Origin of the sequence: Ruegeria sp. (assembly GCF_965199275.1) — a bacterium.
Classification (GTDB): domain Bacteria; phylum Pseudomonadota; class Alphaproteobacteria; order Rhodobacterales; family Rhodobacteraceae; genus Ruegeria.
Genome location: NZ_CBDAQX010000021.1, coordinates 634277 through 659480, shown reverse-complemented (window position 1 = coordinate 659480; position 25204 = coordinate 634277). Strand labels below are relative to the sequence as shown.

The window sequence follows — 25204 nt, the reverse complement described above, 5'->3', positions numbered from 1 at the left end:
GTTAACCAAACTGCGCCTAACTGTCCGGCTCCTTATCGTGATGGGCCAGATGACCGTCCCATTCTCCGGGCGGGATCTTTGGTTCGGGCGGATCAGCGATGTATGAGGGGGTCATGATCTGCACGTTATTCTCGTTGAATACGGCCACAATGTTGCGATGCAGGTCCGAGCGGATCTTGGGAATAATGCTGCCCCGGGTCGTGTATCCGTTGATCTGATAATTGATCGCGTAGTCGGCCAGCGCGGTCCACAGGACAAAGGGCTCGGGCTTGGCCTTGATCCCTTTGGTGCGATTGGCGGCCTCGATCAGCATCGCCTCGATCTTTTCGGGTGGCTCTTCATAGCCGATCCCTACTGTTGTGTGCAGCAACAGCCCGCTGCCATCTGTCTTCTTCGAGAAATTCACCACGTCCGAATTCATCAGCTGCGCGTTGGGGATTGAGATCAGCTCGTTCTTGATGGATTTCAGGTGTGTCTCCATCAGCTTGATCTGCACCACGTCGCCGATGTGGTCTCCGATCTGAATACGGTCCCCGATCGAGGTCGAGCGGCGATAGATCACGAACAGCCCGGCCAGCATATTCGACACGACCGAGTTCGCGCCTAACGACAGCATCGCACCGACCAGAATGGTCAGGCCCTGAAACGCCGCCGAATCCGAGCCTGGAATGTAGGGAACGGCAAAGACCAGTGCGATCAGGATCACGACAACTCGGGCGATGTTGAAGGTGGGGTTAACCCAATGCTTCTCAAAATCCCCCATATCGAACGATCCGGCTTCGACTGCGTCGAAGAAGACCCGCATGCCCTTGATAATATACATAGTTACCCATGCGATCAGGCCAAGCATGATCATGTTCGGGATATAGCTGAGGATGCCTTGGAAGATCAGAAGGACCGGCTCGGTCAGATAGGTCAGCAGCAATTGCGCGAAATACCGGGTTTCGGCAAAGGCCAGTAGGACAAAAGACAGGTAGTAGTAGAAACCCAGGAAGAAAATCACCAGCAGAGCGAAATTCAGACCGTAACGCACCAAGGCTGCAATGGCCTCGGCTTGAACGCTCTTGGCCGTGGCGGTTTCCACGTCCTTTAGGTAGCGCTTCACGAATCTCAGTGTCCGCCGCCGGATTCTGCGGTGAAGCCAAAAGATGACAACGACAAAGACAACGAAGCCCAAGGTCCAAGCTGCGGCTTCGATAGCACCTGAAACCCGCGCCTGTTCTGTTCGATTCAAACGGTAGGCCTCAATAGCCTGTTTGATCGCATTGCCGTGCAGAACGCTGACAACGCTGAGTTCCATCTGGTCCAATTCTGCATCGGCTTCGGTGACGATCGAAACCCGTTCACCATCAACCAGAACCCAGGTGCCGAACTCGGTTTCCTCAAAGCTGATCGTGACCTCGGACGCGTCCGACGCTTCGGCGATTTCTATGATCTTGTCTTGAACTTCTTCGGCACGCTCGGGGGCGGGTAGTGCGCTTGAGCCTCGAACCTGAAACAGAACGTCCCCGTCGATTATAACTGGGGCCATAAAAGTTTCTGATTCTGCAGCTTCTGGTGCAGGCGCATCCGTCGGTGAATCTTGTGCCTCGACAGGTTGGCTTAGCCAAAGGGCTGTCGCCATTGCAGTCAGCAAATAACGTAGCAAATGGAAGGGTTTGAATTGCCGTGCCATGTGTCCCCCTTGTTTGGAACTATACCCGGTTTGAGCAGTGTTCCTAGGACATATCTGCAACGCTTTTACGGTTCTTGTGGCGGCAGGTGTGAACCCAATATTTCGCCAAATTTCAGGCCTGCTCACCTTGCATAGTTTGTTTGATACCTCTCATTAGCGACTTTAATACAGTATGTTACAGATCATCGCAAGAACGATTTATGTGCATTGCATATATGATTTTTGCGCGCGCTTCAGGGCCAAAAGTTGCATTTTCGGAAAAATGACTATGCATGTTTGTGTCTGTCCATTTTGCTATTTTGCGCTGTTCGGGACTTGCATTTGCATACAGGCACTATGAAAAGCATAGTGGTTTTTGTGTAGTGTCGCTGTTCTTGAAGGTGCTATACATATACTTTTCCTTGCTTGCATATACCGGAATCCTGCGGCGTCAGACATATCGGCCAAAAGGCAACGGGTGATAAACGCGCCCGACAGTATCGCGATGCGATTGGCGGAGCGTGGGGAAGAGGATGGCTGACAGCCGCCCTTCGCCGGGGCGCGTTGCAGCCGCGACCCGGCGAAGGGCGAATTGCAAAATCGCGGGATGCAAATCTGTCAGTCCTGCAATTCGTTTGCGACGCTTCTGAACTGTTCCAGTGCCGCTTCCAGGTTCTCGACAATCTCGCCTGCGATGACATCCGGCGCGGGCAAGCTGTCGATATCTTCAAGGCTGTCATCTTTCAGCCAGAAAATATCCAGATTCAGTTTGTCGCGGGCGACCAGGTCCTCATAGGCAAAGCATCTAAAGCGCTCGGTTTCCCGGCGTTCGCGAAAACACGAGACAAAGTCATCCAGGTCTGCGCGACCGAGTTTCTTTGTCTTCAGCGTTTTGTGAACGTTGGTGCGATAGTCATAGACCCATAGCGCGCGCGTTTGGGCTTCACGTGCCGCTGCTTTTTTGTCGAAGAAAAGCACGTTTGCTTTCACGCCGGGGCTGTACCAAATCCCGGTCGGCAGACGTAGCAACGTATGGAAGTTGAAGCCTTCCAGCAGTCGCTTTCTGATGCCCTCACCGGCGCGTCCGGCCTCGAACAACACGTTGTCTGGCAGAACGACGCCCGCCCGCCCGTTCACCGCCATAATCGTCATGATGTGCTGCAGAAAGTTGACCTGCTTGTTCGAGGTTGTGAACTTGAAGTCTTCGCGCTCGTAATTCTCGCGTTCGGTCGAAACCTGACCATCCTCGCCAACAACCGTAAAACTGGACTTCTTGCCAAATGGCGGATTGGTCAGGATGACTTGATAACGCGACCCGGGATCACCCGAGAGTGCATCCCCTTGCCGAACCGGAATGGCCCCGTTTCCAACGCCATGAAGGTAAAGGTTCATGGCGCTGAGACGCACAACCTCATCGACGATATCAACCCCGGTAAAGGTCTCTTCGCGCAGTTTCCTGAGGGCATCGCGATCCTGGCTTTGTCCTTTCATGTGATCGTAGGCGGCCAACAAGAAGCCGCCGGTCCCGCAAGCGGGGTCGCAGACGGTTTCGCCGATCTGCGGGTCAACGCATTCGATGATCGCTTCAATAACAGGGCGCGGCGTGAAGTACTGGCCAGCACCCGACTTCACCTCGGACGCATTGCGTTCCAGCAACCCTTCGTAGATATCACCCTTCACGTCGACACCGATGCCAATCCATGGCCCTTCACTGTCGATCAGTGACACAACGCGCGTCAGCTTTGCCGGATCGGTCAGTTTGTTCATCGACTTCCGGAAGATCGTTCCGATCAGCCCGTCTGCGCTGGCAAGCGCTTCAAGCGTATGCCGGTACTGCAACTCCAACTCATCGCCGGACTTTCCAGCAATCTGCGCCCAGTTCCATTCCGGCGGGATGGCTGATGGCTCGCCGAGCAACTCGACCCGCTCCTGATCCATCTTGAGAAACAAGAGGTATGTAATCTGTTCGATGTAGTCGCCGTAGGATATGCCCTGATCCCGCAACACATGCGCGTAGTTCCAGACTTTGGAGACAAGTTGTTCGTTCGTCATCAGGATGCCTCGTACGAATGGGTGATGAATTGCTTGGCCTTTTCGAGGTCTTCGGATGATCTCAGAGTGACTTCGAGGTCCCCGGTCCCATAGTGCCCGACATTAGTTACATTGCGGGTAAAGCCCTCTTCGTAGCCCCACATCACATCCATCACGTCGTTGGTGATCTTCAAATAAACCCGGATAACGCCGATCTGCGGCTTGACCTCGACACAGGCAAAGTTCTTGATCCGCTTGAACGCGAAATAGAACTGTAGTTCCTTCTGAACAACATCGTCACCCAGACCCAGCATAAAGGCCTCCAAATCGGAATAGAGGTTCGCAAGTTCTTCGCGCGCGACAGTAAGGTATTCGGCGGTAGTCTTGTACTTCTGTGATTTTCCAGTCTTCGTGTCTGCGACCAGAACTGGCTTTGTTGATACAGTAGTGAGAAGATCGAGCAGCAAAAGATCGTTCCCAAAACGCCGGTACCGGATCAGTTCGATATTCCAGCTCATCTGTTTGATTGCGTGCTCATCATACTTGGTGAAATCGGACGCGATGCAGATCAGACGCGGGGCGCTCCATTCGATGGCGTCGGCGGTTTGCTTGCCTAACTTGTCGCGCACCAAAAGTTCGAAATCACCGCGATGGTCCATCAGCCAGTCGAGGTAAAAGAGGCCTTGGTTGATGATGTTCTCGCTGCGCTCGCGCTTGTATTCGATGATGACCGGATAGCCGTTCTCGTCGATGCCCAGTGTGTCCATGCGCCCGCCGGTCGAGGTGACGTATTCCGAGGCAAGGAAGCGCACGCCGAGCAGCGTTTCGAGGTTTTGCTCAAAGGTTGTTTGCAGCGCCTTTTCCAGCGGGGCGGCGGAGCTTGCAATCTCGGTCAGCGCGCTGCCGCTTTGGCTGAACAGTTTGATGTCACTCATGCCCGGCCCTTTCTGCGGGTCTTCCTGGCCCGTTCCTTGTCGTTTGTCCTGGCCTCAGCGATCCGGGCGAGGAGAGCGCTGGCAGGTTCGTCGGATGGGTCTTGCGGGACAAGGCGACCGGCAAAGGCATCTTTCAGGATGGATTGCCGAAGTGAGGCCGAGCGCTTGAGTTCGGTTTGGCACCAATCTGCAAGCCTCGCAATCTTTGACTCTGCTTTCTCCAACCTCTCCAAGATAACCTGTTGTTCATCGAGAGGAGCGAGCGGTACCGCAAGCGCTTTTAGCTTTGTCCCATTTACGTTGGCCTGACCAACTTGCTGGCTCACAACGCTCTTAATCCAATTTCGCCCTAGAAGGCTGTTTATGAATGCGGCGACAAGCTCCGGTATGACTTCGATCAACCGGACTCTGATCAGATATGAAGCGTACGAGTAGTCTCTTTCCAACTCCCGAAAAACCGCAGTCTTGCCGACCAACTCCGCACTGTTGGTCCGGTTAAACAGAAGATCACCATCGGTGAGCAAGAGTCGTGGAAATTCATCGTGGTCGTTTGGAAGAAACTTGAGGTTTTCGACGTCGAGATGACCGTCAACGACGTTACCCATCCGCAAGACCGGGACGCCCCGGTCTTCGGTCGAACACTTTGCCGAACTGCCGTAGTCAACAGCGCTGGACAGTTGATCAACTGTCGCCCATGACCAGTTCGGGGGAAGCCTTATTTCAGAAGTTGCTGTGGGACTTTGAGGCTCTTTGTATTTCCCCCGACCGCTCCAAGTCTCGCGCCTGTCGTCGAGAATGCGCGTAAGCAGTGCGCCCCCCTCTTCCAACTCCCCCTCGCGCCCCGCCCGCCAATCAGCGGTAAGTTCGCCGGTGACGGCGGCTTTCAGGACGGATTGGCGATAGCGGCTCAGAAGCTTTTGCACCTCCCGCACCGCCTCTTCGCCCTTGTCGAGACAGGCAAAGAGCGTCTCGATTTTTTCGACGATGCGATGCTGTTCGGGCAGGGGGGGAAGTGAGAACTCATATTTGAAGCTGTCACGAGTCTTTACGAACGGCTGTGCGCTTCCACCCTTAACCCAAAAGTTCTCATCGTTAATTTTGAACCAGAGAAAGTCCCGGTCTACTGCTTCCGCGATTGGCCAAACAACATGCGTGTTGGCGATTGCGCTCCATTCGCCGCTGGCCTTGAAGCACTTCCCGCATCTTGCGCCGACCGCCGAAATGATGATTGCGTCGCCTTCATGATCAAACGCATCGCGCCAAACGTCTTGGCCTGATGCACTATAGGAGGGATATAAGTCGGCGGCTGGTTCAGATGGCAGCTTGCCTTTAATGATTTTTGAGTCGCCTGAATGATGCGTGGCAATCTCGTTTAGAGGTACTTTCGCCCATCCAACGGGTAAGAAACCTTCCGAACTCATGCAACCAGCGCCCCTTGCAGGTCATCCAGCACGCCGTCGAGGTCTGTCCCGAACAACTCCCGCGCTTTCAGTATCCCGCCTTTGTCCGCCAAGCTTGGCACCTCCATGAAATCGCGCGGGCCGATCTCGGCATTGGCTGCGATGAACTTTGCAATCAGGCGCAGCCATGTCAGTTGTTCCGCCGAGTAGTCGCGCCCGGCGTTTTTCTCACGTCCGAGCCAAAGGTTGAAGCGCTGTTCGACGCGTGCACCGAAAGGTTCCAGCACCGTGTCTTGACCAAGCGCATAGCGCACGAGGCTGACGATCTCGGTCAGTTGCTGGTCCACAGGCGCGCCCTTCACCTTCGCCGCATCAAGGCGCTTGTAGGCCTGCCAGACATCCGCCGTGGTCAGGTAGTGCGGCGGATCGGTGAGTTTTTGCGCAAGCTCCTTGATAGCGGCATAGGTCAAGCGCTGACGCGCATAGGACTGGTTGTAGATGATTTGCAGGGCGGTCAGTTCGTCCCTGTTCTCGTCGATGAAGGTCTTGAACAAGGTGACGCGTTCCTCGGCGTGCTTCATGTCGAAATTGGCGCTGATCAACTCGTCGGTGGTGAATTCGTCGATGACGATATCGGTCTTTTGCTTGATGCTTTTGAGCAGGTTGCGGACAGGAGCGGCGTCGAAGGGGGCGCAGGCTTGCTCAACCAGCCCTTCAATGGCCGCACCTTCCTGTTCGCGCGTGGGTGCCGGGCCGTGGGCGTCTTCGATTACAGCTTGCTGTTTATCCGGATCGATGGCGTCAAGGAGCTTGTTGGCCAGAACACGCAGGGATTTGCCGCCTGTGGCCTCAACGATCCTTTGACGATCCTCGTCGCTCAACCTGCGATCCAGCGCGGCAAGTCGACCGGCAAGGCTCGACAGGGCATCCTCATCACGCCGCCCCTGGGCAATCTGGTCGATGAGCGTGTCGAAGGACATCGATTTCTTGCGTTCGAGCGGCTGGGACGCGTTCTTCTTGGTCTCCGATACGCCTACGGCGTCGATCAGGATGAAGCGCGTCTTGGTTTGAGCATCGGGCGTGACGGCCTGAAGGTCCGAATCCGGCACCGAGCGCACACCGCGACCCTTCATCTGCTCGTAATACCCTTCTGATTTCACGTCGCGCATGAAGATCAGAACCTCGACCGGTTTGATATCTGTGCCTGTGGCGATCATGTCCACCGTCACGGCGATGCGCGGTAACGCGTCGATGCGGAAGGCGTTGATGAGCGACTTTGGGTCTTCGCTGGTCTGGTAGGTGATCTTCTTGGCGAAGTCATTGCCTTCAGAGAAGATCTCGCGGACCGCATGCACGATCTCTTCGGCCTGGTTGTCGTCCTTGGCAAAGATCAGCGTCTTGGGAAGCCATTTACCGGTGCGGTCGGGGAAGAGTTCAGTGAAGACGCGGTTCTTGTAGGTCTCAAGAACCGTGCGGATTTGATTGGGCGCGACAACCGACCGGTCGAGGTCCTTTTTGGTGTAATCAAGGTCGGCATCCAGATCGAGGTATCGCACCGCCCGGGTTCGCTTGTCTCTCACGGGAACCTGGAAACCGGCATCACCGGCCTCGACAGTTCCCCCATCCTCGCTGACGCGTGTCTTGATGCGATAGACCTCGTATCCGACATTTACGCCATCGGCGACGGAACGTTCATAGGGATACTCGGCAACGAGGTTCTGGTTGAAGAAGCCCAGCGTATGTTTGGACGGCGTAGCCGTGAGGCCAATGATCGACGCGTCGAAATATTCAAGAACCTGCCGCCAGAGGCCATAGATCGAGCGGTGACACTCATCGGTGACGATGAAGTCGAACATCTCGATGGGGATGTTGGGGTTGTATTCGATGGGCGAAGCTTCACCTTCGTCGCCCGGCCAGGCCTCAAAAGCAGAACTTTCTTCGGCCTCCTCGTCCAGTTCGTCACCGCGCAGCATGGCATAGAGACGCTGGATCGTCGTTATGACAACCTTCGCGTCAGGGTCGATCCATTTCGAATGAAGATGCTGAACAATGTAGGTGTCGGTGAAACGGTTGGCGGTTCCGGGGGGCTGGAAGTTCTGGAACTCTTTCAGCGTCTGGTCCCCGAGGTTGTTTCTGTCGACCAGGAACAGAATGCGTCTGGCACCGGCGTGCTTGATCAGGCGATATGAGAATGTGCAGGCCGTGAAAGTCTTCCCTGCACCCGTCGCAAGTTGAATGAGCGACCGTGGGCGATCTTCTGAAAGCGACGTCTCAAGCCCGTGGATCGCCTCAATCTGGCAGTCACGTAAACCCGTTTCGATGAGGGCTGGCATATCTGCCAATGCCGCCCTGAGGGTCTTTGGGCGTTTTAGCCATGCAAGCAAGGTTTCCGGGCGATGGAACGCAAAGACCTTGCGCGAACGCGGTTTCGGGTCCTGCAGGTTGCGAAAGAAGGTTTCGTCGCCGGTGCTTTCGTAGTCATAGATCAGCAGGTCGTCCCACCTGGCGACAGGCTCCGGCAAACCACCCATATAGCGGTCGGACTGCTCAGCCACCCCGCCAAGTGTGACGCCTGACTTCTTTGCCTCTATGATCCCTGCCGCTTTCCCCTCTACGAACAGCAAGTAGTCGCAAGGCCCTGAGGTAAGCTGAAACTCCCGCACTGCCACGCCGGTGCCCGCCCTTCGATTGAAATCAGCAGGGTCCTGCAACACCCAGCCCGCCGCCGAAAGCAGCAAGTCGATAGTTTCTCGCGCATTCTGCTCAGGTGTCTGCATCGCGGTTAAGTATATGCTTTTCAACTCATCTCAATAAAACATGCATTTGACTATGCTGCAATCTCAAGCCGCATAAAACGTCTCGACACGAACGCGCAACGCTTCTCATTTTCAATCTTGCCAAGGACGCCGTCAAAATCATCGCTCCAAGAAACCAAGCTGAACAGGTCAATTTTGTAAGCGGTGCATCTAACCCCCTAATTGGCGTCTTCCGGCAAAGGCATCTAAAGCCTATATTGGCGCTACGCGCCAATACGGAAACTCATATTTGTGTCCATTCGGCCAAACGCCAATTTTGGCGCAGGTGGTGATGAATGTCTGTGTTCTGTATTGCGAGCACTGGGTGACCTAAGTCTGTTTAGAGACATCAAGCACAAAGACATCAATCAAGCCGCGCAGATCGTCAGGAAGATCGTGATCCAATTTGTCTTTGAGTGCCTTTGCGCTGGAAATTCCATGCTTCTTCAATCCCGCCACCTTTTCGTCCCCACCGAACCAAATCACCAAATAGATGCCCTGTTGCTCAGCATCGGGGTGAATGGCGTACAAATTGGTTAACTGATCAGATGCGGCTTCATAAAGTTTAGGATGCCATTGGCCTTTTAACTCGGTCACGATCATGCGTCGCTTTCCATCCAGCACTTTGGCTGTCGTAAAGTCACAGCGTTTATCATGCTTTAGATGATGCTCAGGTGTAACGGTGATGTTTTGAGGCTCAAGAATTAGGTTAAAGCGTTCGGCAATGATCCGTGTACAAGGTTCTTCGTCCAGTCTTTTGTCTCCGGCGTAGAACCGCTCCGCCGTATTGAACTCGCCCCCATCGATTGCCTTCTGAAGCTTTGACAGCTCCTGCAAAACAAGTTGACGTAAGCCTTCGACTGTTATGACTTCTCCTCGGTCAAGCATCGCGACAATTTCACCGGTGCTTGGTGGCTTAAAGTCCATGAGGGCCTTCTTACGCTCCAATCCAGCCAGCATGCTCTTCATGTCCTTGTGCAGGTCTGCGTAGTGTGCATTGCTGAGCAGTCGTTTTAGCGTAGGGATAGCATTGTCGGGATTGTCGGCATTGATGGACCAGATAACGTCGGTCAGGAAACGGTAAGCTGTCTCGCCTTTCGGACTACCGGTTCCCCAGGAACTTGGCAGCGGCACTTTCGGCCAGTGCTGAAAGAACGCATCCAAAATAACCTCGACTTTATCCGATGTCAGACGAGGCCAAGTTGGGTAGTCACTGCGGTTCATTCGCCCTGAACGTTCATTAAACAGAAACACATTTTCTTTGTCGGATTTGAGCCAATCCCAGTAGGGGTTGGCGGAACCCTCCAAGAAGAAAATTGCGCGCATGAACCAGAACATACGTCGCTCTTCCAGACCTTCCGGCGATAGCTCTGGCGACCAAAACAATAGTACTTGGCTGCTTCGGAAAGCTATTAGCTCCTTAAGTTGTTCCTGATCACCGTGCTGAGCGACAATCTCAAAAAGGGTATCGAGCGCTGAGACGGGCATCAGTTCGAAATCACGCAACCACTCATATGCCAGAGATGGGGCCAAAGGTTGAAAAGACGGATCGTGGCGAAGCCAGTGCACCTGTGGGTGGTTGCATTGTGGGTCGCGTAGCTGTGGTTCAATGTACTTTCGGCAAAACTGTTCGGCTGCATCGTCGGTAGATAGAGCTAAACGATTGACCTCTGCTTCAAGCGCTTCTCGCTCGCTATCTTGGACGGCATCGTAGTGCATATCCAATTTGGTTCTCAGCGCCCAAAGCAAATGGATTGGGACACTGTTCAAATTACCGTCTCTTCGAAGCAACTCCAGGCAAGCAGCGTAAAGTATGATCTCGGAGTGTTGGCATTGGGATGCACATTGGAGTTCAGCTAGTTTAGCCAAGTCCGGAACGTGCGGTGAGATGAAGTCTAAGCAGTTGCACAACCCGTTCCTGACAATTACTTCGTCACCGAATTCTTCTTCAATCATGTCAGGTTTCATAAGTACCAACTCTGCAAATCGGACAAGGCAACTCCAATGGTGGCCACCTTCGACGAGTGCGCGGTTCTCGTGGACATACTTGATGTTCGCAGCACGTATTTCGTTTTCACGAATGCGGCGGCGCTTCATGCGCCGTGAATGGCGGAAACTTGGGATACGGTTTTCTCTCTCAAACCTCGCGGCATCCCGGTTGGATTTAACCCATTCGCGCATAAATGCAGGTTTGTTAAGTGCTTGTTCTCGCATACGACGCCGAAGTTCGTAAGGACCTCTCTTGGTTCTGTCGCGATTGATCTGATGTAGAGCCATAAAGGCTACCCACAATGTGGGATTTTTGTTTTTGTAGGCATAGTCAACAATGAATTCGCAGTCGTCGTGGCGAAAACCAAGACCTGAGTGAGACTGCATGCCGAAACGTTGAACCCTAGTCTCAAAAATCTCATCTTTGCTAGTCATCTTTCCAAACACATGTTTGATGATGCCTTGGCGCAAATCTCTGTCAGACTGAAGCACCTCGACTGCTTTGCTCTGATCTGCACTTTTGTTTTCGTGATAGTTCAGATTTTGCACCCACGACCATACTTGCACCGGGTCGTGGGGAGGCGCTGACAATTCGAAGTAACGATCAAGAAGTACTCCGACGATCTTGCTGGTTCCGGTTCGACAGTCGCATTCATAGTTCTTTTTGCGACAAGTACAGGTCAGGCCGTCCGTTAGGCCGCTTATCAGGTGTTCAACCGTCGGAAGGTCAAGGTGACTGACAAGGCGCTTCACAAAATGGCGCGCTCCAAAGGTCCGTTCATCACGTTCCTTGTGGCCAGGGTAAAGGTTGGCGCAAACTCGAAAGTAGCCCAAGAGATGCTGATCACTAAAGGTCTTGGGGTCCCGTTTTTCGATTACCTTGGCAACAAGCTTCAAAGAGGTTTGGCTCGCCTCAAATACCAGCACAGCCACGTCGACAAGGTGATAGTAACTTTCCCCTTGGCCAAGCAGACAGCTAAGCACCAAAAGACGAGTGTTTTCGCTTTCTTGCGGAGCAAGTAGGAGTGCTCGCAATTCATCATTCAAGTGCTTGATAGCGGGTGAGCCATCTAGCAATTCAAGTGTCAAATCTCTCAAATGTCCGTCGGCCCCTTGCGAAAGCAAGGGCTTGATCTCGCCGACGACTTCGGGCGTAAAGAAACCAGCAACGCTGAATCTTCGCCAAAAGTCGCCTCTTCGAAAGTAGGGGTCTCTTTCTTCAATGTCTTTGAGGCGTTTGACAAGCAAGCGTTTCGATGTGGCATCCAATTGAGATGGGTCGCCGTTGGCCAGAACAGCGTATGGATCGAGGTCAATCGCGGCATCTTGGATGGACTTGTTGCCTAGCGAAGCCATCCAGCCAATCAAACCCCGAAGTTCATCACGCGTTGTTGATTTTGGTGCGATGACCGGCAGGCATCTGTCGAGTGTGAGCGCATCGGCTGGGTCAGCAATTCTCTTCGTGAAATAGCTCGCTGCGGCGTATTCTGCGATTATTTTGTGAACGGGTCGGTGGGTGTCAACCGTATCACCGGGCTTGAACATACGTGTCGAAAGAATCGAATTGGTTGAGCTGGCATCTCCTACAAGTGATCCTAGAAGTGGATACAGAGCGTCTTCACTGACTTCACTCGTAGTTACGCCTTCAGCGCCCGAAAGCAGCAGTTTTGCGAAGACTTCAGAGGCGGCATCTACTTTCTGTGCGGCGGACAATGACCCAACGATGTTTTTCACGCTCGCATTTGCTTCTTTGGCAAGGCGCTCTAGAGCTAGTGAGAAGATAGACCTTTTGTCCGTAAACTTGCGCCCGCTCTCTACATATGCGTCCGCAAACAACGTCAAAAATTGAGGGTTAGGCAACAGTGTTTCCAAGTCAAAACGTGCCACTTCAGCTTGGAAGGCGGAGAAGTCTTCTTTTTTGCTGTGATGCTCGAAGATTTCCTGCTGTTCGTCTTGTGTGAATTCCGACAATCTAGCAACAAACGGCGAAGCACCAAAGAACTCGTTGAAGGCGCTGTTTGCAGCGTTGTCCCATTCGCTTGATCTACTTGAAATCACTAAATTTGTGGGGCTGGCAGCGTGGGCTGCTGCAAGCATCTTGTAAATACCGCTGGCGTCGACCTTGGCCAATTCATCATACGCATCAAGAAGCAGTGGAGAACCGTTTGCCTGAGCGCCTGTGTGAGCAAATCGGTTTGCAGTAACAAGTGAAGCACCCAATTGCTGCGCCAGACTCTCCATCAGTCGGGTTTTGCCTGCTCCGGGTTCCGCCAAGACTACAATGAAGCGCGATGCGGCCAAAAGAGCAGCTTCGCTATACGTCTTGTCGTCAGAGATAAGGGTTCGGTGAAGGTAGAAATCTGAATTCATTGCCGTACCATAACGCGACCCTGGATTTGTCGCCATACAAGACAGGTCAAAACCCGACGACAAATGTTGCAAATGAAGCAAGGCATAGAACTCATCTACATCGGCTCGGTCCGCAAAGTCGACTTTGGCGCATCGCATAAGCGCGTACGCGGGGAACTGAATACCCGAATAGTCAAAACCCGCTACTCTCGTCCGAAAAGCTTCATTGTTTGCAGGGTAGGAATGTCGAGAACATTCTGAATTGTCCGGTGTAGGTAACATGCCAATTGTCCGCTTCAGTTGATTGCGCGGTGGCCCAATTCGGAGGGAGCCGTAGGCGACCGTAGATTTGGGCCACCGCGTTCGCGCCACGTCGAAGCGGGTCACGCGACTTTGTGTTTGCTATCCTCCTGTGTGATGGGTGATCCGTCAGGCTGGTAGCGGCCAATGCATCTCGGGCCGTGGAAGATGACCAGTTGACCATCGGGGTATTCGTGGACCCTGACCTTCGCCTTGACGAAATGATGACGGTGCCTGTCTGCCGCGATCTGCATGACCAGGCCCTTGTAGCGCACCGTATTGTCGTTGCCGACGACGCGGTCTTCCTGCACACACAGGGTGTCGCGCACATTGCCTGTAAACGGCACGAAGGCCGAGGTCGTATCCTCCGGCTCCTTTGCAAACAGGGCATTGTGTTCGGGAAGATAGACCTCTTTCAGGAACTGATTGGCCTCTTCAATGGTTGTGATCCCATGGGACCGCAGTTCCTGCGGCAATCGGTTCTGGAACGTGCCAAACATGCGTTCAGACCGTCCACGGGCCTGCGGTGAATAGGCCGGGATCAGCTCAATGCCGAGTTGCTGCAAGGCGCGCCCGACCTGGGTCAGATTGTCCTTGTCCACTTTGCCGCCCGCTTCGGGCGTATGCCAGTAATGAGAGCCCCGATCGGCATAGAGCGAGCAAAACAGACCTTGCGCCTCGATCACCTCTGTCAGCCCCTGAAAACTGCTCATCGTCCCTTCTTCCTCGACAAAGAATGCCGAATAAACCCGGTTGGTGGCATCGTCCATGGTGACGATCAGATCCCACCACTGACCCGGAACCCATTCATGGCTGGAGCCGTCCTGATGCAACATCATGCCAACCATCGGACGGCGGGGCCGCTTGCGCCGATGGGCACCTCGTCGGGGTGCTGCCTGAACCCGGCCGTGGCGCTGCAGTGTAAGCCGCACCCAGTTGTAGCTCTGTGTGAAACCATGGTGGGCCACCAGCTTCTCGTGGAAATGCTTCGGCGTGTAATCCCAGTACTTGGTATCAAACAGTTCAAGCATCTCCATGACCTTATCCGTGGCAACACGATTGTTGGCCAGTTTGCCAAGCCGACGGTCGTACAGACCTTCTGCACCATCCGCCTCAAATCGATCCTCCCAACGCCTGACGGTGCGCACGGATACACCCAGTATCTCAGCCGCCTGTTCTTGCGTCAGCTTGTTCGCGCTTCGCCGCGAATACACATCTTCAAACTTCATCAGTCGAACTTCCTGTAACACTTCTGCTCGGTTCATAACGCCTCCTCTCAGAGACAGAATAGAACCGGACAGATCGCATGTTACATACACCGGACATATCGCGTGTTAGCGACATGTTTGCAGGGTAGGAATTGTCACAAGACACCTTTCTGGCTATTTGAGTTGGCCCCATCTCATCACCCAATTGAAGAAGGCACTGCCATGCCAGTGAACTATGCGGGGTGAGAATCAAAACCAGATGCATATCGGGTGTTGAGCAAAGCGCTCAGCCGGACCGCAACAGCCCGGCAATGCGCGCCCCGACCCGCTCGGCTGCGGCCTCGACGTCCCTGTCTGCGCTGTGGGCATAGCGCAGCGTCATCGTGACCTGGCTGTGACCCAGGAGCTTCGACACCACCGGCAGGGGAATACCCGCCATCACAGATTGACTGGCATAGGAATGTCGCAGGTCGTGCAGACGCACGTCCTCAATGCCGATCTCCCGTCTGATCCTGTACCAGAGCCTCAACCCTCCCGAGCCGGGCCGCGCCGGGTTGCGCGGCGAGGGGAACAGATATGCCCCGGCCCCCCTCATGCGCCTCTCAACGATGGCGCGGGCCTCGGCGCTGAGATACACAATCCGCGGACCCGTCTTGCTGTCTTCCAGCCTGAGGCGGCTGCCATCGACCTCGCTGCGCCTGAGATGGGTGATTTCCGATTTGCGGCAGCCCGTGAGCAGCAGAAGCCGGATGATGTCAGCCTGCACGCCAGTGCGCCCCGCGCTGTGCCGGTCAAGCGCCGCGTTCAGCCGCGCGATTTCATCCCGCGACAGGAACCGCGTCAGCCTGGCGCGCCGGTTCGGAAGCACAAAACCCGCCGGGTTGCTGTCGATGAGGCCGCGCTCAAGGGCAAAGTTCAGGCTCTGGCGCAAAAGTTTCAGCGCATGGTTCGCGCCGCCGGGCGCAGAGGCGCTATAGGCGGCAAACCAGTCCTCGATGATCTGTCGCGTGATCCGGTCAATCCGAAGCGCTCCGAACGCGGGCAGAAGCTGCCGCGCCAGAATGTGATCCCGCCCCCTGACCGTGGATGGCTTGCAGCGCGTGGACCATGTCTTGTGCCACATATCCAGCGCAAAGCCCCGGTAGGTGGGCAGGTCCCGGACCGGCGCGACCCCCTCGACCTGCAACCGGTGACATTCCCGGCGCGCGGCGCAGGCGGGCATCAGTTCAATCCGGCCCAGCGAGACCTTGCGTCCCGCCACCGTGCAGGTCCATGTCTTCGTCCCCGTGGGATAGACCCGAAGGCTCAGGGACGGCACCGCGCTGTCCTGCACGCGATATTCCCGCGCACACGGTCTGAACCTCCGTGCCCGCGCATCCGTCAACCGAACCTTGCTCATGGCCGGGTTCCTCCCCCTGTTCCTCCGAGAACCGCCCCCATCGCGGCGGCGGCGTTCTCCACATCACTTTGCGTGTGATGGGCGTATTTGAGGGTGGTTTCGGGGCTGTTATGCCCAAGAAGCCGACCCGCTGCCAGAACGGTTTCCCCGCTCGCGATGGCCGCACTTGCATAGGAGTGCCGCAAATCATGCAGGCGCACATCTCTCAGACCGGCCTGCACGCGCAGCCTGAACCATGCCCGGGTGAGCGTCGCACCCGGCATCGGGCCCGCACCCCGGACGGACGGAAACACCCAAGGCGATGTGCGGGCAAGCGCGTCAAGGACCCTGCGCGCCGCCTCCGACAGCCACACCGTGCGCGGACCCGTCTTGCTGTCGCGCAGAAAGATATGCCCGTCGCGATACTCTGCCCAGCGAAGTGTCCTGATCTCGCTCGACCGGCATCCCGTCAGCGCCAGCAGCCGAATGAGCGGCACGGCCGGGGATGGGGCCGCGCAGCACAGCGCCGCGCCAAGGCGTCCGAACTCGGCCTCCGACAGAAACCTCTCCCTGTTCCTGCGCCGGTAGCGCCTGATCCCCTTGCAGGGGTTGGACCCTTCCGGGCGCAGCCCGTCCATCTCGGCCACCGTCATGATGACCGACAGCACTGGCATCGAGCGATCCGCCGATACCGGCGTTGCGTGCATCGCGGCAAACCAGTCCCGCACGTCCTGCCGCGTGATATCCGCAATGCGCTGCCCCGCGAAGCGCGGAAGAATGTGGTTCTTGAGATAGTTCCGGTTGACCATGAGCGTGCCCGGCTTCCACTGTCGGCCATGGCGGCGGAAGGCCTCTTCCGCAACTCTCTCAAACAGCATCTCCCCGTCGCGCTGCCCCGACCGGAGCGAGACCAGCAGGGCCTGCGCCCGCGCACGGGCCTCGGCAACCGACATAGTGGCCGGATCGCCCAGAATCTTCCAGACACGCTGCCCCTCGTGCTGGCTGTGCAAAAAGAACCGCTTCCCGCCGCCGGGCAGAACCCTGACACCAAAGCCCGCAAGGGTGGTGTCTCTGACATTGCGTGTGGTTTTTCTGGCGCGCAGGTCGCGCACGCGCGCGTCCGTCAATCTCGGCATAATATCCCTCCATCCGGTTGCAATCCCGGACAAAACCACGCAGGGTTTCGCCCGAAACCTCGACATAGAGAGGATAAAACATGCACTGTTTCAGTGCTTTAGAACCGAAGGTGCGGCGGTTGGTGTGCGTTCAGGTGGGTCACGCTGCCGCCATTGCTTGCAAACACGTATATCAGCGCATAGGTTCCCGCCAAATTTGCGGAACGGTGCCGCAGGTCAAAGAAAAAGGAATATCCCATGGAAGGTGGCGCAATCGCCCAGTTTCTCCCGCTGATCCTGATCTTCGCGATCATGTATTTCCTGCTGATCCGTCCGCAGCAAAAGAAGATGAAAGAACACCAGGCCATGGTCGAAGCCGTGCGCCGTGGCGATCAGGTCGTCACACAGGGTGGTCTGATCGGCAAGGTGTCGAAGGTCAAGGAAGGCGACAACGAGATCGAGGTCGAGATCGCCGAGGGCGTTAAGGTTCGTGTGGTCAAGTCGACCATCGCGCAGGTTCTGAACAAAACCGAACCTGCGAAGTAACTTCGCCTTACAATTCCTTGAAAAGGCAGGGTTATGCTGCAAATTGATACCTGGAAGCGGGTTCTGATCTGGCTGGTCTGTGTGACCGGCCTGCTCTTGGCTCTGCCGAATGCGTTCTACACGCGGGTCGAACAATCAAACGACGCTAAAGCTGCGATAGAGCTTGGCGCGGATACGCCCGAAAATCAGGCCGAGGCGGCTCAGTGGCCGAACTGGCTGCCGTCCTCCTTGGTCAATCTGGGCCTCGATCTGCGGGGCGGTGCGCATCTGCTGGCCGAGGTCAAGGTCGAGGATGTCTACGAATCCCGCATGGAGGCGATGTGGCCCGAAATCCGCGACGCGCTGCGGGATGAGCGTTCCACCGTTGGTACGATCCGCCGTCAGGACTCGGACCCCGATCAGATTCGCGTCCGCATCAGCCAGCCCGAGGGGATGTCTCGTGCGCTCGAAACCGTTCGTGGTCTGGCCCGACAGGTTCAGACGCTGACAGGTGTCGGTGCGACCGATATCGAGGCCTTTGCCGATGGCGACACAATCGTTGTGCAGCTCTCCGAGGCGGAGAAGCTGTCCTCGGACGATCGCACCGTGCGCCAATCGCTTGAGATCGTGCGTCGACGGATCGACGAGGTTGGTACGCGTGAACCCACCATTCAGCGTCAAGGTGCAGACCGAATCCTGATCCAGGTTCCCGGCATCGGCAGTGCAGGCGAGCTGAAAGAGATCATCGGCACCACGGCACAACTGACTTTCAACCCCGTTGTTGGTCGTGGCACGGACCCGGATGCCGCTGCAGGTATCGGCGAAGAAGTTGTGCCGTCGATTGACGAAAGCGGTGTGTACTACACGCTTGAATCCTCTCCGGTCGTCACAGGTGAAGAACTGGTGGATGCGCAGCCCTCGTTCGATCAGAACGGCCGTCCCGCGGTCAGCTTCCGGTTCAACACTTCGGGCGCGCGGAAATTCGGTGACTATACGCTGGAAAACATCGGCGCGCCTTTCGCGATCGTGCTGGATGATGAGGTGATCTCGGCCCCTGTGATCCAAAGCCACATTCCCGGTGGTTCTGGCATCATCACCGGCAACTTCACAGTCGAGGAGAGCACCAACCTTGCTATCCTGCTACGGGCAGGAGCCTTGCCTGCCGAGCTGGAGTTCCTGGAAGAACGCACCATCGGCCCCGAATTGGGTCAGGACAGCATCGACGCCGGTAAAGTCGCCACTATGGTAGCCTTTGCCGCGGTGCTGGTGTTTATGGCGCTCAGCTACGGTTTGTTTGGTCTCTTCGCCAACATTGCCTTGATCATCAACGTGGGCCTCTTGTTCGGCCTGCTGTCGCTGATTGGCGCCACGCTGACCCTGCCGGGCATCGCGGGTATTGTTCTGACGGTCGGTATGGCCGTGGACGCCAACGTGCTGATTTTCGAACGTATCCGAGAGGAACTGAAATCCGCCAAAGGCCCGGCGCGTGCGATTGAGTTGGGTTATGAAAAAGCCCTGTCGGCCATAGCGGATGCCAACGTGACCACCTTCATCACGGCGGTGATCCTGTTCGCCATGGGCAGCGGACCTGTGCGCGGGTTCGCCATCACTCTGGGCCTGGGCATCCTGACCTCGGTCTTCACCGCGATCTTCGTGACGCGCCTGATGGTCGTCATGTGGTTCGAGCGCCGCCGTCCGAAAACGATCGAGGTTTGATCATGAGACTGAAACTCGTACCCCAAAGCACCTCGTTCGATTTCTTCAGCCGCTGGAAGCTTTGGCTGGGCATTTCGGCCATTATGATGGTTGTGGCCTTCGCCTCATTCATGTTGCAGGGCCTCAACTTCGGCATCGACTTCCGGGGTGGCACAACGATCCGCACCGAAAGCACGCAGCCGATTGATGTGGGTGTCTACCGTGACGCGATTGCTCCGCTGGAGCTGGGCGACGTCTCAATTACTGAGATTTTTGATCCGACTTTTGGACCGGAAGACAACGTCGCAATGATCCGCATTCAAGCGCAGGCAGATGCGGAAGCTGTCGAAGCCTCGACCATCACAGCTGTTGAGGGCGCGTTGCAGGCCGTGATCCCCGATATCCAATTCGTATCGGTGGAATCGGTTGGCCCGAAAGTCTCGGGTGAGCTAATCCAGACAGCCGTGATCGCCATCGTTTTGGCCATCGGAGCGGTGCTCGTCTACATCTGGCTGCGGTTCGAATGGCAGTTCGCTCTTGGCGCGGTCGCGGCGCTTGTACATGACGTGATCCTGACCATCGGCATCTTCTCGGAGCTTCATATCCGCTTTGATCTGGCAATCATCGCGGCGCTTCTGACCATCGTGGGTTACTCGCTGAATGACACCGTGGTCGTGTTCGACCGCGTGCGTGAGAACCTGCGAAAGTATAAGAAGAAAGACCTCAAAGAGGTTCTCAACATCTCGATCAACGAAACCCTCAGCCGGACGGTGATGACCTCGGTCACGACCCTGCTGGCGCTGATCTCGCTCTATGTGCTGGGCGGCGATGTTATCCGTGGCTTTGTCTTTGCGATGATCTGGGGTGTGATCGTGGGGACATATTCGTCGGTCTTCGTGGCCTCAACCATCCTGCTGTGGCTGGGCGTCAAGCGTGATTGGTCCAAGCCATCAAACAATGCGGGCAACCAGTTTGCCAACGTAGATGCCTGAGTTCTTCGGCCAGTCCCCACAGGGTCTGGCCGTTGTCTTATTCGCAGCCTTTCTGGGTGGCGTAGTTCGCGGCTTCTCGGGGTTTGGCACCGCTTTGGTGTTTCTGCCTATCGCCACCCCATATCTCGGCCCGTTCGGAGCGCTGATCGGCCTGACGATTATGGATATCTTCGGACCCCTGCCAAATCTGCGCCGGGCATGGAGTGCAGTGAACGAGGGCGATCTGGCGCGCCTTCTGCTGGGCTGCGCACTGGTCCTTCCGCTGGGACTGTGGGTGTTGACGCAGGTCGCGCCCGAGGTTTTCCGCTATGCGGTCAGCGGTCTGGCCCTTGCGATGCTGGCCATTCTGATCCTCGGCCTGCGCTATCACGGTCATGTCAGCCGCGTGATGGTCACGGGTATCGGCGGAGCCGCCGGGTTTCTTGGCGGTGTCGCCGGGCTACCTGGTCCGGCCGTCATCCTGTTCTACATGTCGCGCCCACTACCTGTGGAAGTCATTCGCGCGACGATCCTACTGTTTCTGTTCGGCTTCGACTTCCTGCTGCTCGGCTACCTGACCGGTATGGCGCAGGTCACTCTCGCCGCTGCTGGGCTGGGTTTTCTTCTGGCGCTACCCAACCTGTTAGGCAATTGGCTGGGCGGGTGGCTTTTCCGACCAGACCGAGAACGCCTCTACCGCGCGGCCGCCTATCTGGTTATTGCGCTGGCGGCCTTGTCCGGCCTGCCGCTTTGGGGGTAAACACAGCGCATGCGATTGAATGAGATCAACTACACCAACGCCGAACCGGTCGATGGATACGGCCCCGGCTTTTTCCGGATCGGAGGGCGCGTTCATCAAGGCGCAGTGCTGACTGGCCCGACGGGAACGCAGGCGTGGGGCGGATACTCAGACGACGAGCCACTGCGCGAACTGTCCGAGGTCGTCGATGTCCTGTTCATAGGAACCGGAGCAGAGCTTGCCCACATCCCGCCCGAGCTGCGCCAAACTCTCGAGTCTGCTGGGATCGGAGTAGAGATCATGAACTCACCGGCCGCCTGCCGCACCTACAACGTCCTTCTGTCAGAAGGTCGCCGCATCGCGCTCGCTCTGATCACGGTCTGACGGGATCCGCTTCATCTGGCCAAAAATATCCCAGGGAGCGCGAGGGGCTGGCCCCTCGCATCCGAACCCATCCAAGCGCACCAACCTAACTCCCTGCGTCAAATCCAACCTTTTGCCTGCGTCCCCAATCGGATAAGCGAGTCTCATGACACTATCCGTTTCCGATCTGACCATCAGCCGTGGTGGCGTGCCCGTGCTCGAGGGGTTGAGCTTTAAACTCACCCCCGCTCAGGCGCTCATTTTGCGTGGGCCAAACGGAATCGGCAAAACAACACTGCTCCGCACTCTGGCGGGGCTACAACCTGCCTTGGCAGGAAAGATCGAAGGGGCAGAGGACCAGATCGCCTACGCCTCGCATTCCGATGGTTTGAAGCCGACGCTTACTGTGGTCGAAAACCTCGCCTTCTGGGCGTCGGTCTTTGGGACCCATGACATCCAGCCGGCTCTGGACGCCTTTGCGCTGAATGACCTGTCCGACCGCCATGCGGGCAACCTGTCGGCAGGGCAAAAGCGCAGGCTGGGTCTTGCACGGATGCTGGTCACGGGGCGGCCGATCTGGATGCTGGACGAACCAACCGTCTCACTCGACAAAAACGCCGTTCAGATGTTCGCTGACGCTGTGCGCAGCCATCTGGGGCAGGGCGGCTCGGCCCTGATTGCAACCCATATCGACCTCGGCCTCGACGGAGAGGTTCTGGACGTCGGCCCCTACAAAGCCAAACCGCAACCCATCGACGATTTTGACGGAGGCTTCCTGTGATCGCCCTGTTGCTGCGCGACCTGAAGCTGGCCTTCCGCGCAGGCGGAGGCTTTGGCCTGGGCCTGGCGTTCTTCCTGATCGTCACAGTTCTGGTGCCCTTTGCCGTCGGCCCGCAATCGTCGCTGCTCTCGACCATTGCGCCGGGAATTCTATGGCTGGGCGCTTTGCTTGCCTGCCTGTTATCTCTCGACCGTCTTCTGGCCCTGGATTGGGAGGACGGCTCGCTAGACCTTCTGGCTACCGCGCCTCTCCCGCTTGAGGCTGTGGTGTCGATCAAAGCATTGGCGCATTGGATCACGACCGGTTTGCCTTTGGTTCTTGCGGCACCGTTTCTGGGCGTCTTGCTGAACCTTCCCACGCCGGGGTTCTTCTGGCTGGTGATCTCGCTCCTGCTCGGAACGCCCGCCATGAGCGTCATAGGCACCTTCGGCGCAGCCCTGACCGTCGGGCTGAAGCGCGGTGGCCTGCTGTTGTCATTGCTGGTTCTACCGCTCTACGTCCCAACCTTGATCTTCGGCGCAGAAGTCGCCCGCCGGGGTGCCGTCGGGATGGAGACCCAAACGCCACTTTTGATGCTGGCGGGGATCACGATGGCCACGATAGCTCTGCTTCCATTCGCCAGCGCAGCGGTCCTGCGCATCAATCTGCGGTGAAGCGCCACAACTTTGAGCAAGGTCAATTGAGAATGAACCCGAGTCGGACTAAATAACGGCCATGTCTATCGCAGCCAAAGCCAACGCCCTCTGGGAATATGCCAACCCGCGCAAGTTTCTTGCCACCAGCGAGCGTGTCTTGCCCTTTTTCTGGATCACCTCCGCGGTTTGCATCGTGGTCGGGCTGGTCTGGGGCTTCTTCTTCACGCCGGATGACTTCCGGCAGGGATCGACAGTTAAGATCATCTACCTGCACGTCCCATCTGCACTGATGGCGATCAATTGCTGGCTGATGATGCTGGTGACCTCGCTAATATGGCTGGTCCGCCGCCATCACGTCAGCGCTCTGGCTGCGCGTGCCGCCGCACCTGTGGGCATCGTGATGACCTTGATCGCACTTGCGACTGGAGCGATTTGGGGCCAGCCGATGTGGGGCACCTGGTGGGCCTGGGATCCGCGCCTGACCTCATTCCTGATCCTGTTCCTGTTCTATCTCGGCTACGTCGCCCTGTGGGAGGCGATCGAGGACCCGGACACCGCCGCCGACCTGACCTCGGTCCTGTGTCTCGTGGGATCGGTGTTCGCGATCCTCAGCCGCTACGCGGTAAATTTCTGGAACCAGGGGTTGCACCAGGGGGCCTCGGTCATGCGGGCCGGAGCGGTCACGGGAGCGGACACCGAAGAGAAGGTTAGCAACGTGTTCTTCTATCCATTGCTGACCTGCATCATTGGCTTCGTTTTGCTGTTCATTGCATTGGTTCTGTATCGCACCGGCACCGAAATCCGTGCGCGTCGGGTCAAAGCGCTGCTGGCACGGGAAAAGGTGGGCGCATGATGCCTGATCTTGGAAAATACGCGGACGCTGTCTTGTCGTCCTACGCTGCTTCGATCCTGCTGCTCGTGGCGCTGGTCGTCTTTAGCGTGATCCGGGGACGCAAAGTGCGGGCCGAGATGGAGAAAATCGAACAAAGGATGTCGCGCAATGGCTAAGATTTCGCCTTTGATGGTCGCGCCGCCGCTGATCTTCGGTGCTTTTGCTGTTCTGGCCGGGATTGGCATGTTCCGAGACGACCCCAATGCCCTACCATCCGCCCGCGAAGGGCAACCCTCCCCTCCTGTCGTCCTGACCGAGTTTCCGGGCAAAACACCTTTCGACGACGCGACCCTGCGGGATGGGCAGGTCAAGCTGGTCAACTATTGGGCCAGCTGGTGTGCCCCCTGTCGCGCAGAGCATCCAAACCTTGAGGCGCTGTCGAACGAAGGCATCCCGGTCTACGGTGTCAACTACAAAGACAAATTGGACAATGCGCAAAGCTTTCTGACTGAACTCGGCGATCCCTATACCGGAATCGGTCGAGATGAGCAGGGCCGCATGGCTTTGGATTGGGGGCTTTACGGCGTTCCCGAAACCTATGTGATCGACGGGGAGGGCACCGTGATCCTGCGTTTCGCCGGTCCGATCACCCAACGTGTGATCGAAAGCACGATCCGCCCGGCGCTTGAAAAAGCGGCTGGCGGTTAGAGCCTGTAGCCACCGGTCACAGCCAAGGTCTCACCCGTGATGAACGCGGCGTCGTCTGACGCCAAGAACCTTACGGCCTTCGCGATATCCTCGGGCCTCCCGATCCGCCCTATGGCCGTGTTCTCGACGAACAAAGCGGTCAAGTCTTCGGGGCGTGGGTCTTCGGGGATGTTAATCGCCCCCGGTGCCACAGCATTAACCCGGATACCCTGAGGCCCAAGTTCCTTTGCCATCCCGCGTGTCCACAGGTTGAGGGCCGCCTTGCTTGCCCCATAAATCACTGCGTCTTTCGGTGGCAAAACCGCGTTCATCGAGGAAATGCTAACAATCGCCGAGCCCGGTTTCAAATGAGGTAGAGCAGCCGCCAACAAAGCAGCGGGGACCAGCAGATTTAAATCCAAAATGGAGCGATGATCTTCCCAGTCAAAATCCTCTTTCGGTGTGGACCGGACCAAACCCGCATTGTTCACGATCACGTCCAGCCGCCCGAAACGTTCCACAACGTCGCGTATAGCCGCTTCAGTCTGTCCGTCCTGCGTCAGATCGGACGGTATCGGTTGCAAACCTTCCTCTTCCAACACCGGATCGGGTTCGGTTGACAGCCATGTGAAAGCAACTCGATGATCGCGCCGTAGGTCTTCCACGATGGCGCGCCCGATACCCCGCGCGCCACCCGTTACCAAAGCCACTTTGTCCATACCAACCTCCCGCACACGGTTGATGGTCTACTTAAGACACGATCAACTTCTTCTGTTCAAAAATACCTCGGAGCGCGAGGCAGAGCCTCGCATAAAAAAAGGA

The 25204-nt window shown here is 56.6% G+C and carries 20 protein-coding genes; 10 read left to right on the top strand and 10 right to left on the bottom strand.

The window, feature by feature from the left end; genetic code table 11:
- Positions 1-16: 16 nt before the first annotated feature.
- The 9 genes from ACOERD_RS17990 to ACOERD_RS17950 form a co-directional block, all read right to left on the bottom strand.
- Positions 17-1531, bottom strand: a complete 1515-nt coding sequence (locus ACOERD_RS17990) for a mechanosensitive ion channel family protein (RefSeq protein ID WP_419739933.1) — start codon at positions 1529-1531, stop codon at positions 17-19.
- A 741-nt stretch (positions 1532-2272) separates the two neighbouring features.
- The gene (locus ACOERD_RS17985) at positions 2273-3706 is read right to left on the bottom strand and encodes a type I restriction-modification system subunit M (RefSeq protein ID WP_419739932.1); all 1434 of its coding nucleotides are present in this window, start codon (positions 3704-3706) and stop codon (positions 2273-2275) included.
- A complete protein-coding gene (locus ACOERD_RS17980; protein WP_419739931.1) occupies positions 3706-4620 on the bottom strand; it encodes a DUF5655 domain-containing protein in 915 nt (304 codons plus the stop codon). Before ACOERD_RS17980 ends, ACOERD_RS17985 begins: the two co-directional genes overlap by 1 nt.
- Positions 4617-6041, bottom strand: a complete 1425-nt coding sequence (locus ACOERD_RS17975) for a restriction endonuclease subunit S (protein WP_419739930.1) — start codon at positions 6039-6041, stop codon at positions 4617-4619. Before ACOERD_RS17975 ends, ACOERD_RS17980 begins: the two co-directional genes overlap by 4 nt.
- Positions 6038-8797, bottom strand: a complete 2760-nt coding sequence (locus ACOERD_RS17970; protein WP_419739929.1) for a type I restriction-modification enzyme R subunit C-terminal domain-containing protein — start codon at positions 8795-8797, stop codon at positions 6038-6040. The genes ACOERD_RS17975 and ACOERD_RS17970 overlap by 4 nt, the downstream gene beginning before the upstream one ends.
- A 348-nt stretch (positions 8798-9145) precedes the next feature.
- A complete protein-coding gene (locus ACOERD_RS17965) occupies positions 9146-13435 on the bottom strand; it encodes an NACHT domain-containing protein (protein WP_419739928.1) in 4290 nt (1429 codons plus the stop codon).
- Positions 13436-13536: 101 nt separating this feature from the next.
- Entirely contained in the window at positions 13537-14718 is a 1182-nt protein-coding gene (locus ACOERD_RS17960; RefSeq protein ID WP_419737631.1) for an ISNCY family transposase, read from the bottom strand.
- 229 nt (positions 14719-14947) lie between these two features.
- Positions 14948-15994, bottom strand: coding sequence for a tyrosine-type recombinase/integrase (locus ACOERD_RS17955; protein WP_419739927.1), 1047 nt, complete (start codon positions 15992-15994; stop codon positions 14948-14950).
- A gap of 62 nt (positions 15995-16056) precedes the next feature.
- Positions 16057-17175 (bottom strand): tyrosine-type recombinase/integrase, encoded by a 1119-nt coding sequence (locus ACOERD_RS17950; protein ID WP_419739926.1) that lies wholly within the window; start codon positions 17173-17175, stop codon positions 16057-16059.
- A gap of 237 nt (positions 17176-17412) precedes the next feature.
- Between ACOERD_RS17950 and yajC the strand changes: the two genes are divergently transcribed.
- The 10 genes from yajC to ACOERD_RS17900 all read left to right on the top strand — a co-directional run bounded on the left by yajC (position 17413) and on the right by ACOERD_RS17900 (position 24403).
- Positions 17413-17700: a preprotein translocase subunit YajC gene (gene yajC, locus ACOERD_RS17945; RefSeq protein WP_155151194.1), complete on the top strand. Its 288-nt coding sequence runs from the start codon at positions 17413-17415 to the stop codon at positions 17698-17700.
- 33 nt (positions 17701-17733) lie between these two features.
- Positions 17734-19395 carry a protein translocase subunit SecD gene (secD, locus tag ACOERD_RS17940; protein WP_419739925.1) on the top strand — a complete coding sequence of 554 codons (1662 nt, stop codon included), beginning with the start codon at positions 17734-17736 and terminating at the stop codon, positions 19393-19395.
- 2 nt (positions 19396-19397) lie between these two features.
- Complete coding sequence (gene secF / locus ACOERD_RS17935) at positions 19398-20366, top strand: protein translocase subunit SecF (protein WP_419739924.1); 969 nt, start codon at positions 19398-19400, stop codon at positions 20364-20366.
- Positions 20359-21105, top strand: coding sequence for a sulfite exporter TauE/SafE family protein (locus tag ACOERD_RS17930; RefSeq protein WP_419739923.1), 747 nt, complete (start codon positions 20359-20361; stop codon positions 21103-21105). The genes secF and ACOERD_RS17930 overlap by 8 nt, the downstream gene beginning before the upstream one ends.
- Positions 21106-21114: 9 nt before the next feature.
- Positions 21115-21468, top strand: coding sequence for an Mth938-like domain-containing protein (locus ACOERD_RS17925; protein WP_419739922.1), 354 nt, complete (start codon positions 21115-21117; stop codon positions 21466-21468).
- A 145-nt stretch (positions 21469-21613) separates the two neighbouring features.
- A complete protein-coding gene (gene ccmA, locus ACOERD_RS17920; RefSeq protein WP_419739921.1) occupies positions 21614-22228 on the top strand; it encodes a heme ABC exporter ATP-binding protein CcmA in 615 nt (204 codons plus the stop codon).
- Complete coding sequence (gene ccmB, locus ACOERD_RS17915) at positions 22225-22881, top strand: heme exporter protein CcmB (protein WP_170676494.1); 657 nt, start codon at positions 22225-22227, stop codon at positions 22879-22881. Before ccmA ends, ccmB begins: the two co-directional genes overlap by 4 nt.
- 61 nt (positions 22882-22942) lie before the next feature.
- A complete protein-coding gene (locus tag ACOERD_RS17910; RefSeq protein ID WP_419739920.1) occupies positions 22943-23716 on the top strand; it encodes a heme ABC transporter permease in 774 nt (257 codons plus the stop codon).
- Complete coding sequence (ccmD, locus tag ACOERD_RS17905) at positions 23713-23871, top strand: heme exporter protein CcmD (protein WP_170374069.1); 159 nt, start codon at positions 23713-23715, stop codon at positions 23869-23871. The genes ACOERD_RS17910 and ccmD overlap by 4 nt, the downstream gene beginning before the upstream one ends.
- A complete protein-coding gene (locus ACOERD_RS17900) occupies positions 23864-24403 on the top strand; it encodes a DsbE family thiol:disulfide interchange protein (protein WP_419739919.1) in 540 nt (179 codons plus the stop codon). The genes ccmD and ACOERD_RS17900 overlap by 8 nt, the downstream gene beginning before the upstream one ends.
- On the opposite strand, the gene ACOERD_RS17895 is transcribed toward ACOERD_RS17900, so the two are convergent.
- Positions 24400-25101: an SDR family NAD(P)-dependent oxidoreductase gene (locus tag ACOERD_RS17895; protein WP_419739918.1), complete on the bottom strand. Its 702-nt coding sequence runs from the start codon at positions 25099-25101 to the stop codon at positions 24400-24402. The genes ACOERD_RS17900 and ACOERD_RS17895 overlap by 4 nt on opposite strands.
- Between the last annotated feature and the right edge of the window lie 103 nt (positions 25102-25204).